The sequence below is a fragment of the Segatella copri genome, assembly GCF_026015295.1.
In the GTDB taxonomy this organism is placed as follows: domain Bacteria; phylum Bacteroidota; class Bacteroidia; order Bacteroidales; family Bacteroidaceae; genus Prevotella; species Prevotella copri_C.
In genome coordinates this window covers 3,090,784-3,106,080 of record NZ_JAPDUW010000001.1, presented here as the reverse complement: position 1 = coordinate 3,106,080, position 15,297 = coordinate 3,090,784, and the positions used below count along the sequence as shown (strand labels likewise).

Here is a 15,297-nt window from a genome sequence, read left to right as displayed (position 1 = left end):
CGATAATGCAAAATAAATGACTATTTTTTTGGATAAATTACATTTTCAGTGTAACTTTGCACCTTGAAATGAAATACAATACTTATACACTCGATAATGGACTCCGCATCATCCACCTGCCTTCAGACAGCAAGGTGGTGTATTGCGGTTACCAGATTAACGCCGGCACCCGAAACGAGGAGCCGGGCGAAGAAGGACTTGCCCACTTCTGTGAGCACGTTACTTTCAAGGGCACAGAGCGCCGCAAGGCGTGGCACATTCTCAACTGTCTGGAGAGCGTGGGAGGCGACCTGAACGCCTACACCAACAAGGAAGGCACGGTTTATTACTCAGCCATCCTCAAGGAGCACATCACAAGAGCCGTAGATCTGCTCACCGACATCGTTTTCCATTCGGTTTATCCGCAAGCGGAAATCGACAAGGAGGTAGAGGTAATCTGCGATGAGATAGAGAGTTACAACGATTCTCCTGCCGAACTGATTTATGATGAATTCGAAAATATCATCTTCAAGGGTTCGCCGCTGGGCCACAATATTCTGGGCACAGCCGAGCAGGTTCGCTCGTTCAAGACAGAAGATGCGCTGCGCTTTACAAGAAAACTTTACCGGCCGGATAATGCGATATTCTTCGCTTACGGAGACATTGACTTCAAGAAGCTGGTAAGACTCTTGAAGAAGAGCTTTTTAAGTGAAGAACGAAGAGTGAAGAGTGAAGAAACAACGTTCGGCGACCGAAGGGAAAGCCAATTCAATAGTCCAGAGGCGCAAGCCCAATTCAACATTCAACACTCAACATTCAACACTCAACACTCCTTCGAGGGGCAGACGATTGTGATGCAGAAGAATACGCATCAGGCTCATGTGATGATTGGAACCCGCGCCTACGATGTGAACGACAGCCGCAGAATGCCGCTCTATCTGCTCAACAATATGCTGGGCGGACCGGGAATGAATGCCAAGCTGAACCTAGCCCTGCGCGAGCACAACGGACTGGTTTACACCGTAGAGAGCACGATGGCGGCTTATGGCGATACGGGCATTTGGAGCATTTATTTCGGCTGCGATGAGCACGACGTGAAGCGCTGCCTCAGACTGGTTCGCAAGGAACTGGATAAGTTCATGCAGAAGCCGCTGAGCGAGGCGCAGCTCAAGGCCGCCAAGAAGCAGATTAAGGGACAGGTAGGCGTGGCTTGCGACAACCGCGAGAACTTTGCCCTCGACTTCGGCAAGAGCTTCCTTCACTATGGCTGGGAGAAGAACGTAGACCGACTCTACGAGCAGGTGGATGAGATTACTGCCGAACAGATACAGGCCGTGGCTCAGGAGTTGTTTGATAAAGACAGGCTCACCACGCTGATTTTCAGATAAATAAGAAACAAAGAAGGCAACAACTTGGGTCGTCATGCGACTTCCCTCGTTGTTGCCTTCGTAATTTAATGAATTAAAACTGCTTTTTCCTTAAAACAACTAACAATTAACCTAAAAACTTAAACCTAAAAACCTAAAATGAAAATCTATAAAACCTAAAACGAATTTTTAACAATCTATATATGAAATCCCCAATCAGAATTTATCACGAAAACTCTCAGGGGACAAGTATGAATTTCAAATGAAAAGGAGTTTTTACTCTCCTCTCTGGTTTCGGAAGCCCCTTTGGCTCCCTACTGTTTTTACTCAGCTGTGCATTGCTGCCAGCCATTTTTTAATCTCGGCTCTTTTGGAGCCCTTCGCATGGCTAATCTCCGATTAAGCCAACTTGTTGTTAATAGCACCAACTTCAGCTACACATGCAACAACTACTGCGATAATCATTCCTAATACTAACATAATCTTTTCCTTTCTTAAATTTGTTATCTTAAATATACAATCTTGTAGTTTTACCTAACAAAATCTTAACTCTCTTTATTTCTTACCTCCCGGAGGAGGATTTCTATGCTCTCTTAGCTTCGTAGCTTATTTGCCGCAGTTCATTCCGAGGTTCATACCTGCGCAAGCAACTACTGCGAATGCTACTACTGCTACTGTCATTATCCCGAACATTACCATAATCTTTTATCCTTTTTTCTTTTTCTGGTGCAAAGGTACAACTTTTTGTGTGCGCACACAAACATTTTAGGAGAAAAGTTTCAAAAAGCCCTTTTTTCTTGATTAAGGTCAAGGACATTTACATTCTCATTACAAAATCAGGCACGAATTACACGGATTACACGGATGTTCTACAAGATTATAAATACGCTTCTGATTGACATAAGAGACTTAAAATCCGCATAATCCGTGTAATCCGTGCCTAATCTATACTCCCCAAGTCACCGCTACGCAGCCACTCCTGGCGTTCCGTAGTGCCCATACTTGGCAATGAAACGGGCGGTCTTGGTGTAGGTGCCGTCCTCGTTCTTCATGATGAAGCCACGCTTCTTCCAGTTGCACAGCAGGATGGCAAGCTTCGTCTTGGTGCCATGAACCTGACAGATGTTCTGAATCTCTGTCTTGTCAAAGGTGTCATGAACGTAGAGAAGAAGATTGCTCACACCGGGAGTATGACACACAGAGCGGCTGTCTGCATCTATCGCCTCCTGCATCTGATTGCCGAAGAAACGCATCTTGCACCACAAATCATACTTCACGCTCCATACGATGAAATCCTCTATCGCCCGCAGGTTCCGCTCCTTGCGGGCGATGATAAGGGCGCGTACATCCTCGCCTTCCAGGGCTGAAACATAGCCTATGAGCTGCTGTTTGTCATAAGCTTTCACCGCCAGCATGTCGAAGGTGTTGGCGTCATCGGGCACGAGGCAGATGGTTCTTCCCTCTGCTTCTTTAGCATACTCTACCTCATGGCCTTTCACGTCATTATGGGTGAGTCCTACGATATGGAATGTGAGATTCTTCATTTTATGTTGTTAATATTGTTTTTACGTTTGTTTGCAGTCAGGTTACAAAAGTAAGGTTTTTCGGTGAAACCACCAAGCATTCTTGTTTAAATTTCCTAAAAGGGGGACAGAGAAGCCGAGGGGGTTAACAGGGTTAACAGTTAACAGCTGTTTTTTGCATGGTCCCCCTCGCGTACCTTATTATATAATAATATATATACTTATTTTTATATAAGTATGTGGATGGAAGTATGCATTTTTGGGGTGTTAACTGTTAACCTGTTAACCTTTCCCTCTCAGAACGCTCCTCTTTCATCTGAAATGCGCTCTCTCCCGATGCCTGCTAAAGATGGCTGGCTGAGCCTTGGCAGGAAAAAGCTCAAATGCCCTGCTACAGCCCGTTTTACGGGCTTATATGATGGCTGGCAAGAGGCATAAATGATGACTGATACGAGGCATAAATGATGGCAGAAAGAGGGCATAAATGATGGCTCACGAAGGGGATGAATCATGCATCGCGAGGGAAGAAATGTTGCGTCGCGACGGAACGGGGAATGCATCGCGATGCAGGAAAAAGGGCTTTTTAAGCGGAGAAAGTACGTATTTTTTATAAGTGATTGAGAATGAGATAAGTTTTTATCTCATAAAAAGAAGAGGTTACGAATTAGAAATAAACAGAATGTAGCATCCTGCTGTGATTTGCATAACCATCCAAAGAACTCTTTCGGTTGCAAAGGTACGATATTTAATCGGGGATAAAGAATGTTTTAAGATTTTTTATCCTCGATTTTTTGCTTGGATAAATCTGTTTTCATTAAACCATATTCTTCTCTATTCTTTGCTATTTCCATTTCAATCCATTCAAACTTATGTGGCAATGGTTTCTGTTTTTTGAATGGTCTATTTCGTTTGTATATTCTCATTCTTTCGTGTGTTTTGTATAAAAGTCAGCCGTCGTCGCAGAAAGACAGTCCTCGTACCTCAGACTAACTTCCTCCGACTATGGCACGGCAAGAAAAATCCTTGGCGGTATGCCTTGAAATACTTCAAGACTATACTGCCAAGGACTTTTCTTTGTTTGCCGTGCTGACAACGGCTGACTTTTATAGCCACAACTCGCAGTCCCATTTTTATCGCACAATCCAAACGACATGAAACAGTGGCACGCCACCCTTTCATGTCTTAGTAGTACGGCATGAGGAAAAGTGCTTCTTTTTGTCGGTTGCAGGCTAACCGATCAAAAGAAACACCATTCCTTGATTTGCCGTACCATTTTGTTTGCATACTCCACCGCAAGAAAGAAGTCATTGATGTAAACCTCAACGACCACTTTCATGCTTGGCTGCACAGCCTTGGAGAAAACCCGATGCAAGAAGCATGGACAAGCCATACTCTTCTTTCACCGGAATTTCTCTGATGGATGTGCCATTTTTGTATGCGATTTCCATTTTTCAAGACGTTTGTAAGACGAAGTTGTATCCATTTCTCAGAAATGGGTATGCGATAATCGTACAGTCCAAAAACTTCCGTGAAGTTTCTATTTTCATTTGCCGCTCTGATTTTCTTTCCTCCACATGGTCTTTCCTTTTGGCATCAACCGTTATCGTGCAGGTGCAAAGGTATGGCAGCGGGCTTTGGAAATAAAAGGTCGAGCCTTCGGTTTTCGAAAAAATCTCCACACCGTTGGGTAGTATTTTTCCGAAAAATTCTTCTATAATCTGCTGAATAGCTTAAAATGAGCGATTTATAAGTGTTCAACCTCAATAGAGGTAATGACTTGGCAATAGTCACAACTTCTGCAATATGCATATGTTTGCTTTGCCTAACAACTCTTTACAGTTGCAAAAATACAAAATAAAAATGAAACCACACTATGTTGGTGCAAAAAACAATAGTCATAAAACAAAGATTAACTTCGCCTTATGACTATTGTTGTTATATAAGCTACATTCAATTGCGTTATCCACATTAAACTTATTTATCATTTAATTGGTTCCGCATGCACATAGTATTCACTGTTTATAGGGTCTTCCCCGTCAGTTTTAAGTATCAGTACCATGCGAGAATGTTTTGTACGCCAATATGCTTTAATATCAGCATCTTCGGGTAGTGCCTTAAACGTTTTACACAGCGAAGCCTTTTCTGTTTCTTTTATAGTACTATGTGCTTCATAGTACTGGTCCATAATCTTCAACAGACCTTCTCTTTCACGTTCAAGCACGCCTAACATATATTCCTTGTCGTTTTTGTCTTTTGCTCCTTTCAGTACAATACGTAACTCTGCATACGGTTTTGTAATGTCTTCTTTGTAGGCAGTAGGTGGAGTTAGGATAAACTCACGGCTCTTGTCCAGCAAGCAATATTCTGTTAGTTCGGGGTTCTTGGAATTATACCTTACGTTATCCCAATCGTAACCAAAGAATCCATCATTCACCAAATAGAGCCTCTTTCGGGCTTGATAGACAATACGGCCATCTTTATAGCCATTGGCATAGACAATAGTATTGTCATGAGGCGTGAAGAAGTATGTGCTCCACCAATAGGAAGTATTCAAACAGTTTGTCTTACGTTCCATGATTCCAAAGCTATCTGGCATATCACGACAATCACTCGTCCAAGTAATTGAATCGTAGTAGTTGTAATAGGCATTATCTGAAGAGTTGAAACCATATTCATCGGTAAGCTCAAATGTTACAAGGCAGAAGGTCTGAAACACAGGGTCTGTGTTGTCTTTGTCGTCTTCTGCATAGTATGCCTTAATCTTAAACTTGCAGTTGTCGGGAACAGAACGGTCAATATCCGTATCATACGTGTAACTTTTCTTCATCATTTCCAAATCGGTTTCGGTCATGCGTTTATATACAATCATGCCATATATAGACTTGTAACCATTGCTGCCATCACTCGTCGCTCCCAATTTTTGTATGGTGTACATTAAGGTCTTGCCATTCGACTCGTCAAGCTTAAGAATCTGCATGTATCTGCTGTCTGTTGTCTGCTTGTTGCTGCCAAACAGTATGAAGCCTTTGTCCATGTCATAAGTCCATGATACACGACTGAAACAAAAGGCTGGCAAGGCATCACTATAAAAATAACTAAAAGCTTGCTGTGATGTCTCAAACCAAAAGTGTGTAGGGCTGCCACCAAATCTGTCTTTCCAAAATTCCTCCTTGCTCAACTTTCCGTTTTCCTGTACCTCATAAGTGGCAATACTCTCCCAACCATAGCCCTTGACCTTACTCTGTATTTCTTCTGCTGCTATTGGCTTTCTCCCTTTTAGCACACAGCACCCCTCATCATTAACAGTATAGGTTTGGTTGAATAGATTCATATCCAACTTACATTGCTCAACACTCAATTCCTCAGACTTATCGCAACTGCCAAATACAACAGTGCAAGCTACGATGAGTGCTATTAACCAAAACTTCTTAGTCATAATAATCCAAATTTAAAGATTTTACATATAGACAGATTACGGATTTTCAGTGTTTCAAATTCTGCTGTCCAAGATAACTGAGTGCAAAAATACAAAAGTATCAACGTAATAGTGCATTTTTTTATTTTTTATAACACTCAAAACATACTTTTGTGCAAATAAAGGAAGAATAAACTACACCTGACAAATCTATTTACATATTTCTATGCACTGCCTACAGTTGGTACACTCACTTTCTGCAACCGTTGGGAGCAAAATTTCTCCGCCCTCATGGTGGAGCGAGGCGTTTTGGGGTTCCCAAAACATAACCTCGCTCCCTCCTCTAAGAACAAAAGACGAGATATTTGCCTTTCGGCTTTCCATGCCCAAGGTTGCAGACCTTAATTCTCTCAATTTACGCCAAACATCAAAGCTGCCACATTGAAAGAACAAGGTCACAGACACAAGCTACTTTGTACATGGAGTTTGCAAAGGAAAAGGTGATATTTTCAGTGTGAAACTTGCCAAGTGTTTCAGTTGTGTGTTGTTGATTTCCTTTGTGAACTATGCCGAGTGTGCTGTGTGTCCTCGGTATAGTCTGCATAAATCTAATGCCATGCTAAAACACTGCGGAGGTTCGCCCAAGTGGCTGGAGGCGCAAAGCCTCCAAGAAACGTTGCTGCAACCATTTCGGAGAATAGAGCGGTTGCCAATTAATCCACAAGCACATTTTACAGCGTACCAAGTGAGGGCATGTAAAACGTTGAATTGTTGAAGATAGGTGTTATCTTTATGAGAACCAACCACTTATACCCTCAACAAACTCTCAACAAATAGCTCTACACAACAAATTACTGGGCAAAAAAGAAAGAAAGGAATGGTGTTCATGGTTTTCTCTTTTCAACATTATCTTTCTTTTGTTGAGAGATTTGTTGAGAATATGTTGAGCCGTAAATGCCTGATGTTCAATACTTCTTTCATCATATTCAACAATTCAACAAAAATAAGGGGTGTTTTGTCCGTCATTTTTATGAACAGAACTCATCCCCCTACAAGTAAGAATGTCATGCTTATGCTTCAGTACTTATTCACGACAGTACGACAGCGCCAAGCCAACAAACAAGCAAGAGGACATTCAACTAAAGGCGGTTGTTCTTCTATTGAGTTGTAGGATAATGACACTACTTTTCTCTTTTGCCCCGTACAATCTCTTGAAGATGGTGGCACGAAACCGAGCTGCCCCGTATGAGTTTATACGGAAGCAAAGGGCAACAATCATCGGAAAGCCATACAACGTTTGCCAAATGCCATTGGAAGTTTCCTGTTTCTGTTGGACTTCCGACACCGTCAATAAACCATCCTTGTATATTGACCTTATCACAGCATGGAGTTTCATGGCGGTGACATGAAGCATATCAACCAATTCACCCTCACTCATCCACAAGTCTTGCAAGTTGGACGGAATGGATAACATTCCATTTCCGTCCACGGTGATTACAGTCCTTTTCATGCCATTCCCCCCATTGTCGGCATATGCCCCTTGATTCGACTTTCAAAAGCTGATATGTCATGCTCCAATTTAGTACTTGTCACCTTTGCGTAAATTTGTGTTGTGGCGATGTCCGTATGTCCCAGTATCTTGCTTACACTCTCTATCGGCATACCGTAGTTTAAAGCCAAAACTGCGAACGAATGCCGGGAGACATGCACAATTTAAGCAAAAGCAACGGAAAGTGAAGATGGGAGAAATGAACTGCAAGTGGTTGAGAATGAGCAATATTTCATAATTCTGCCAATTGGCTGCAAAGCAAAGCCGAGCAGGATATTGAGTTATTTCAGTTACCAAACCGTTAGCGGTCAGTTACCGAAACCTGTACTGCTAACGAGGTGAAAAACAAATAGTTTGTCACCAGTGTTTGTTGCACTGTTCTGCACAACTTTCAATGACAGAGAATGCTTACTGATTGATTATTTTTGCAAACTAAAAAAGTAAGCAGATGAAAGTTGAAAAATTCAAGGTGCTGCTCTACCTCAAAAAGAGCGGATTGGACAAGAACGGTAAGGCTCCCATCATGGGACGCATCACCCTCAACCGAACAATGGCGCAGTTCGGTTGCAAGTTGTCATGTACGCCAAAGTTATGGAATCCACGTGAGAGCAGACTTGACGGCAAGAGCAAGGAGGCTGTGGAAGTGAACGCCAAGATTGACAAGCTGTTGCTGGCAATAAACTCAGCCTACGAGTCACTTGTGGAGCGCAAGACGGATTTTGACGCAAAGGCGATAAAGGATCTGTTTCAATGCAGTGCAGACACTCAGATGACCTTGTTGAAGCAGCTTGACGCCATCATTGCGGACATTGAGTCAAGAATCGGCATCGACTACAAGAAAGGCACGCTGCCAAACTACCAGTACACTCGCCTGACATTGGTATTGTTCGTCAAGAAGCGTTATGGAACTGACGATGTGGCATTCGGTGAGCTTGACGAGCAGTTTATCCGTGAGTACATGGACTTTTGCTTGGACGAGAGAGGTCTTGCACTTGATACAGTCCGCCACTATCTCGCCATCTTGAAGAAGACCTGCCGAATAGCTTTCAAGGCAGGACACTCCGAGCGTTATCATTTCATGCACTTCAAGCTACCTCAAAAGAAAGAGAATCCACCAAAGGCATTGACACGTGAGGACTTCCTGAAAATTCGTGACCTCGAAATACCAGAGCGAAGAAAATCGTTGGCTTTGACCCGTGACCTTTTTCTTTTCGCCTGCTATACAGGCACGGCTTATGCCGATACTGTTTCTATCACGGAAGAAAACCTCTTTCGTGATGAGGAGGGCAGCCTTTGGCTGAAATACCACAGAAAGAAGAACAAGATGCTTGCACGTGTGAAGTTACTGCCAGAGGCGCTTGCCATGTTGGAGAAATACAAAGACCCGACAAGACCTACTCTTTTACCGCCACAGGAATTTCGAGTGCTGAGAGGTAACATGAAAAGTCTCCGAGTACTATCTGGCATAAGTATGGATTTGGTCTATCATGTTGGACGGCACAGTTTCGCATCGCTCGTTACGCTCGAAGAAGGTGTTCCGATAGAGACTATCAGCAGAATGCTTGGTCACAACAACATTCAGACCACGCAAATCTATGCACGTGTCACCCCGAAAAAGCTATTTGAGGATATGGACAAGTTCATCGAAGCTAACAAGGACTTCAAGTTTGTCCTGTAATATTATCACAAAATAAGAAAGGAACATAACAATGAGAAGTACATACAAGCAGTTTTATTATATCAACCGTGGCAGAGTAAAGGCAGACGGAACCACATCTATATTTTGCCGTATCACGATTGACGGCAAAGTGTCAGCCATAGCAACAGGTCTTTACTGTGCTCCCGAAGAATGGGACACGAAAAAAGGTGAAGCCAAGAATGCAAGAGTGAACGGACAACTGCAAGCGTTCAGACTAAGAATTGACGAAGCCTACGAGCAGGCAACAAAGGAAAAGGGCATCGTTACCGCCGAGATTCTGAAGAATGTTATTGTTGATGCAAATACTATCCCGATGACATTGCTTGCCACTGGCGAGGAGGAGCGTGAACGCCTTAGGCTGCGCTCTATCCGTATTAACTCAACATCTTCTTATCGCCAATCTAAGACATCGCAGCTAAACTTGCGAGAGTTCATCGGGTTACGAGGAATGAATGACATTGCATTTGAAGATTTGACTGAGGAATTTGGCAAATCTTATAAGTTGTTCTTGATTGGCAAAGGGTATAGTGCATCCAATACGAACCATAATCTTTGTTGGCTGCAACGCTTGGTTTATATCGCTGTTGACAGAGGTCTGCTGAAATTCAATCCATTGGAAGATGTCGGATATGAAAAGAAAGGCTCACCAAAGCGTAGACATATATCCAGAAATGACTTGCTGCTCATTATGGAGACTCCTATGGAGGATAAGGCTTTGGAGTTGGCACGAAGAATGTTTGTTTTCTCCAGCCTTACAGGTTTGGCTTATGTCGATTTACGTAACCTGTATCCACACCATATCGGGATGACGGCAGACGGTAGAAAATACATCCGTGAGAAAAGAGCAAAGACCAACAACGAAGCGTTCATTCCCTTGCACCCGATAGCTGAACAAATAATGTCGCTATACAATACAGCGGATGATAGCAAACCTGTTTTCCCTCTTTCTTCACGTGATTCCATGTGGTTTGAATTTCATTCACTCGGTGTGGCTTTGGGTATAAATGAGAACCTTACCGCACACGTTGCAAGACATACATTCGGAGTAAACATGGTTACTTCGGGCATATCAATGGAAAGCATCGCCAAGATGATGGGGCATTCCAACCTGCGAAGCACCCAGGTCTATGCCGTCATCACCGATGACAAGATATCCAAGGACATGGACAAGCTGATGCAGCGCAGAGAAACAAAAGAAACTGACCAGAATAAAAATAAGGAGGACGGGAAATGAACAGAGGAGTTATAACTATCAGCGAGAGCGGAACGGTATCCATGCCGACCGATACTGTATGGATGACCATGCAGGAGATTGCCGACATGTATAATGTATTCGGCTACTATGTGCGCAAGGCTGTCAAGGCTGTATTCAAGGACGGCATTCTGAAAGAGCAGGGTGTACGCCGTCATGTCAGGAAGAACGACCGCATCAGCTATGATGTGTATAGCCTTGAACTCGTCATTGCGGTAGCCTTCCGTATTGACAGCATTGAGAGCAGAGCCTTTCGGGAGTTCATCATGCAGTCCGTCATCGGCAGACAGACAAGCCGCACTAAACTGGTCTGTATCTTTACAGAGAACGCAATGGCATAGACCTGCCATAAAGCAACGTTCCTTGGAGGCTTTGCGCCTCCAGCCACTTGGGCGAACCACCGCAGTGTGTTTTAGCATGGTATTAGATTTATACAGGTAACACAAATGATACCCGGCAAACACGAACAACTCGGTATAGCCAATAAAACGAGGCGACAACCTATAACAACCACGCTCGGTAAGTTATACGTTGTCGCCTTGTTCATTTCACCCCACTCATCAAGGACATGTATTTCTCCTACAAGCCCTTCATTCTGTACGCCTCACGATAGTTAGCCATCAGAATCTTCTGAATGTCGGACTCGCGGTAGAGTATCTTTCCGCCAAGCTGGATATACGGGATGACACCGTTGTTTCGGTAGTCCTGCAGGGTTCTTCGGCTCAGTTGCAGCCTGGCACAAAGCTCCTTGTCCGTCATGAAGCGCTCACCGCCAAGCATGGGGCGGTAGTTCATCACGGCACGTTCAAAATTGTCAACCATTCGGTTGAGGTGGTTCACGATGTGGTTCATCCACTCGCTGTTTCTTGTCATTACTTCATTGCTCATAGTTGTCTCGTTTTATTGTTGATACTTACGTTACTCGGTTTACTTGCTGCATTGGATTAAGTGGCTGTTGTATATTGACAGCCTAACCTGTGCGCTTGCGAAAGCGCATGTCCTTTTTCTTGTCCTCCACTACTGCTACGATAGCCATCACGTCCTCCGGCTTGTAGTAGGTCTTGTGGCTGATTTGCGTATAAGCCAAAGTTCCGTTGTCCCGAAGCGTCTGCACTGTCCGTGGGCAGATGTTGAGCGTCTGACACACGTCCTGCGTGTCGAGCCACTTGTTCATGGTCTTGTCCTCACTGCGCTCACGGATTCTGTCCATGCGCTTCACGAAGTTCTCCAACTGGGCATCAAGATAGTTGAATGCCTCTTCCTCGAATACGATGAATCCCATACTTTTCTTTTTTCTAAGTTAATACTATGTTATATGTCGCAAAGCTCCACGCATATGCTGTGCTCCACGTTTGTGAGTGCAAAGATAAGGCACGGCAATCTAAAAACAAGCGTTTTCAATTTCTGTGGCAGTATGTTGCCGGGGTTTGCCGACTTCAACGCCAAAAACAACAAGAAAAACTTGCACGACTGCAACGAATACATGAACAATGATGAGTTGAGAAATACGTTGAAGTTCTCACAACTATCTCGGTATGCAAATAAGCAAGCCACAACTAAATTGCCACGTTACACCCAATCAGTTGTATGGCTGCACTCAGTACACTTACTTTGCACCCGACAATCGGTCAATGGTGCAAACCGTGACCACTATACTAACAAATAAAACAGCATAAGCTATGGCAAGAACAAAAGATGTAGTCTTGGCTCCTGAGCAAAAGGAGCTGATGGAAAAAGAGTATTTGGATTTTGTTAAACCATCTACGTATGGCAACAAAGCCAATCCAAGTAGTTGTAATACTCTCTATGATGATGTAGAGAACCCAGAGTTGAGAGCAATTGTAGAGAAAGTTGCTGCAACAACTCCCTATAGAGAGGAAACATCAACGAATGAGGCTCAATCGCCACCGAATCCGCAGAAGCGCATCAGTGGCAAGCAGCGCAAGGCGACATTGGAGGAGTATCAGCAGACCTTCCTCTAAGTTCCAAGGATTGACGACCGCAAGCCAGTCTTCGTCAGTTCCGATGTACGAGACCGTCTTGATCGTGTCGTCCGCATCCTCGGAGGGAGACGCATGAGCGTATCGGGCATCATCGAGAACATCGTGCGCCACCACCTAAGCCTTTATGAAGAGGACTTCGAGGCTTGGCGCAAATTGTGAGAATTAAGGTCTGCGACCTTGGACGTGGATAGCTGAAAGGCTGTAGTTCCAACCAACGTGTTCTGAGAGGGAGCGAGGTTATGTTTTGGGAATCCCAAAACGCCTCGCTCCACCACGAGGGCGGAGGAATTTTGCTCCCGACGGTCGCAGAAAGTGAGTGTACCAACTGTAAACAGTATATCGAATGACAAGCATGCAGGAACAGAACAGGAGAAAGGGTGGAAGACCGCCCACAGGCAGGGTTCGCAAGCTGTCGAAGTCTGTCACGGTGAAGTTCTCGAAGCCAAGCTACGAGGCTTTGAGACTGAGGGCGAGAAAAGCCAACCGCAAGTTGGCGGAATACATCCGTGAGTCCGCCTTGAACGGTGAGGTGGTCAGCGGACACAACGCAGAGACGGTAGCCATCGCTAAGAACCTCATTGGCATGGCAAACAACCTCAACCAACTTACCAAGCTGTCGCATCAGAGAGGCTTCCACGAAACCCATGTATTTGTGGTGGACTTGTTGAGAAGATTGAAAGCAATCCTTGGCGAGTATCGCCAAGCAAGTTATAAACCGAAGCCAGGCAGTATGGGCAGAAAGGAGGATACCACATGATAGGCAAGCTAAAGAAGGGCAGCTCATTTGGTGGTTGCATCCGCTATGTTACAGGCAAGGACGAGGCGAAAATCATCGCCTCGGATGGTGTGTTACTCGGCACGAATGCCGAGATAACGCAAAGTTTCGAGCTACAGAGGCAACTAAATCCAAGGATTAAGAAGCCTGTGGGGCACATAGCTTTGAGCTTCAAGCCCGAGGACAAGCCACGTTTGACGGATGAATTCATGGCTAAGATTGCCCTTGAATATATGCAGATGATGGACATCACTGATACCCAATTCATCATCGTAAGGCATCACAACACAGACAATCCACATTGCCATATCGTGTACAATCGCATCAATAACGAGGGCAAACTCATATCAGACGCCCACGATTACAGGCGTAATGAGCAAGTGACCAAGGCTCTAAAATCCAAGTATGGATTGACTTACGGAACAGACAAGAGCAAGACTAACACTCGCAAATTACGCAATGCTGAGCGTGCCAAATATGAGATTCACAATGCAGTCAAGGATGCCTTGAAAGTCGTAGAAAATTGGCAAAAGTTCAAGAATGAACTTGCAAAACGAGGTGTTCACTTAGAGTTTGTCTATAAAGACAAGGAGCGAACCAAGGTACAAGGCATCCGTTTCAGCAAGGATGGATATAGCTTCAAAGGTACGCAGATTAGCCGAGGCTATAGCTTTGGCAAGCTGAATGCGAGATTTGAGGGAACGGAGAACCTTTTATCAGCAAGAGCCAAATCTGCTCAGCAATACGAGCAAGGCAATCACAAGAACAACCAGGAGCCATCCATATCGGAGAGCAGTCAAGACCCTTGGGACGGTATTTCTTCCATAGGACTTTTTGCTCCTGCCAATGCACAGACCTTTGAGCAATTCCCAGAGGATGAATCATCCAAGAAGAAAAAGAAGAAACGCAGAAGAGGCTTTAGCCTTTGATGCAAGTTACAAACCATTCAAACAACAAAAGAAACATGAAAGAAGAACTATTGGAAGCCATCTACGGCACTGTTGAGAGATTGGAGCAGAAAGTCGATGAACTTTCTGCTTTACCAAAGTACGCAGGAGCGGAAACCGTTCCTGCAAGTAATGACACAACCAAGTTGGAGAAATCAATCATTGCTATGTTTGGCAAGGAAGAGGAAGTTAGAGGTAAAATATCCAAATTAAGAGATGCCATTGTTGTTTTTGTTGACCTTATCAAGGCTGAACTCGGCAAAAATGAGCAGCGAAGCAAGCTCTTGGTTGATGCTGTCAAGCAGATGAGACAAGAGAATGATGTTTCCTCGAAGGCATTGCAAGACAAACTTGAAGTGATGAACAATTCACCTCAGAAGAAACTTGTCACCCATCGCTTCGAGCCTACATCAAAGTATGTTCTTCTTTTCATTGGCGGCTTGGCTCTATCTCTCGTTCTCTCCATTTGGGGCAACCTCACCCAATGGCGAGAGCACCAAGATTGGGAGGAGGCAGACTTGAAGTATAGAGCTTTGAAGATGGTTCTGTCTGCTGATGACCCAAACATCTTATATATAGAGAAGCACTTCTCTGTAAACAGAGACGAAAATGTCATAGACTATGTCAAAAATCGTGTTGCAGCTTACGAAGATTCTGTTCTCAAATACAATGAAATGGTACGGATGGCTGCATACAAAGACAGTGTAGCTAATGAACTTCGCAGAGAGTCTAATAGCATAAAACGTACTATTAAAAATTACCAATAATTTTTATCCAATACCCCAATG

The 15,297-nt window shown here is 44.0% G+C and carries 14 protein-coding genes and 2 pseudogenes; 8 read left to right on the top strand and 8 right to left on the bottom strand.

Annotated elements, in window-relative coordinates:
• Window positions 1-68 precede the first annotated feature (68 nt).
• Window positions 69-1,367 carry a M16 family metallopeptidase gene (locus ONT18_RS13080; RefSeq protein WP_264905927.1) on the top strand — a complete coding sequence of 433 codons (1,299 nt, stop codon included), beginning with the start codon at window positions 69-71 and terminating at the stop codon, window positions 1,365-1,367.
• A 944-nt stretch (window positions 1,368-2,311) separates the two neighbouring features.
• On the opposite strand, the gene ONT18_RS13075 is transcribed toward ONT18_RS13080, so the two are convergent.
• From ONT18_RS13075 to ONT18_RS13050, 6 genes and pseudogenes are all read right to left on the bottom strand, one after another.
• On the bottom strand, window positions 2,312-2,890 hold the full coding sequence (locus ONT18_RS13075) for a hypothetical protein (protein ID WP_264905922.1): 579 nt from the start codon (window positions 2,888-2,890) through the stop codon (window positions 2,312-2,314).
• 746 nt (window positions 2,891-3,636) lie between these two features.
• Window positions 3,637-3,792, bottom strand: a complete 156-nt coding sequence (locus tag ONT18_RS13070; protein WP_178288105.1) for a hypothetical protein — start codon at window positions 3,790-3,792, stop codon at window positions 3,637-3,639.
• Window positions 3,793-4,188: 396 nt separating this feature from the next.
• Entirely contained in the window at window positions 4,189-4,317 is a 129-nt protein-coding gene (locus ONT18_RS13065) for a hypothetical protein (RefSeq protein ID WP_264905915.1), read from the bottom strand.
• Window positions 4,318-4,850: 533 nt separating this feature from the next.
• Window positions 4,851-6,305: a hypothetical protein gene (locus ONT18_RS13060; protein WP_089545425.1), complete on the bottom strand. Its 1,455-nt coding sequence runs from the start codon at window positions 6,303-6,305 to the stop codon at window positions 4,851-4,853.
• 1,114 nt (window positions 6,306-7,419) lie between these two features.
• Entirely contained in the window at window positions 7,420-7,794 is a 375-nt protein-coding gene (locus tag ONT18_RS13055; RefSeq protein WP_038606222.1) for a hypothetical protein, read from the bottom strand.
• Window positions 7,791-7,991: pseudogene (locus ONT18_RS13050) on the bottom strand (tyrosine-type recombinase/integrase); the annotation flags it as partial. The gene ONT18_RS13055 and the pseudogene ONT18_RS13050, both read right to left, overlap by 4 nt.
• A gap of 290 nt (window positions 7,992-8,281) precedes the next feature.
• On the opposite strand from ONT18_RS13050, the gene ONT18_RS13045 reads away from it, so the two are divergent.
• From ONT18_RS13045 to ONT18_RS13035, 3 genes are read left to right on the top strand one after another with little or no spacing between them, the layout of a single operon-like run.
• Window positions 8,282-9,511, top strand: a complete 1,230-nt coding sequence (locus tag ONT18_RS13045) for a site-specific integrase (protein ID WP_218413639.1) — start codon at window positions 8,282-8,284, stop codon at window positions 9,509-9,511.
• Window positions 9,512-9,542: 31 nt separating this feature from the next.
• On the top strand, window positions 9,543-10,766 hold the full coding sequence (locus tag ONT18_RS13040; protein WP_153133674.1) for a site-specific integrase: 1,224 nt from the start codon (window positions 9,543-9,545) through the stop codon (window positions 10,764-10,766).
• A complete protein-coding gene (locus ONT18_RS13035; protein WP_117720291.1) occupies window positions 10,763-11,125 on the top strand; it encodes a hypothetical protein in 363 nt (120 codons plus the stop codon). The genes ONT18_RS13040 and ONT18_RS13035 overlap by 4 nt, the downstream gene beginning before the upstream one ends.
• 238 nt (window positions 11,126-11,363) lie before the next feature.
• On the opposite strand, the gene ONT18_RS13030 is transcribed toward ONT18_RS13035, so the two are convergent.
• Window positions 11,364-11,672, bottom strand: coding sequence for a helix-turn-helix domain-containing protein (locus ONT18_RS13030; protein WP_008145366.1), 309 nt, complete (start codon window positions 11,670-11,672; stop codon window positions 11,364-11,366).
• Between the two features lie 82 nt (window positions 11,673-11,754).
• Complete coding sequence (locus ONT18_RS13025) at window positions 11,755-12,066, bottom strand: helix-turn-helix domain-containing protein (protein ID WP_008656559.1); 312 nt, start codon at window positions 12,064-12,066, stop codon at window positions 11,755-11,757.
• A gap of 397 nt (window positions 12,067-12,463) precedes the next feature.
• Between ONT18_RS13025 and ONT18_RS13020 the strand changes: the two are divergent.
• The 4 genes and pseudogenes from ONT18_RS13020 (at window position 12,464) to ONT18_RS13005 (ending at window position 15,276) form a co-directional block, all read left to right on the top strand.
• Window positions 12,464-12,946, top strand: a pseudogene (locus ONT18_RS13020) (DUF3408 domain-containing protein).
• Window positions 12,947-13,130: 184 nt separating this feature from the next.
• Window positions 13,131-13,544, top strand: a complete 414-nt coding sequence (locus ONT18_RS13015; RefSeq protein ID WP_218455889.1) for a plasmid mobilization protein — start codon at window positions 13,131-13,133, stop codon at window positions 13,542-13,544.
• The gene (locus ONT18_RS13010; protein WP_264905904.1) at window positions 13,541-14,491 is read left to right on the top strand and encodes a relaxase/mobilization nuclease domain-containing protein; all 951 of its coding nucleotides are present in this window, start codon (window positions 13,541-13,543) and stop codon (window positions 14,489-14,491) included. The genes ONT18_RS13015 and ONT18_RS13010 overlap by 4 nt, the downstream gene beginning before the upstream one ends.
• Window positions 14,492-14,526: 35 nt before the next feature.
• Window positions 14,527-15,276 carry a hypothetical protein gene (locus ONT18_RS13005; RefSeq protein WP_264905901.1) on the top strand — a complete coding sequence of 250 codons (750 nt, stop codon included), beginning with the start codon at window positions 14,527-14,529 and terminating at the stop codon, window positions 15,274-15,276.
• Window positions 15,277-15,297: the final 21 nt, after the last annotated feature.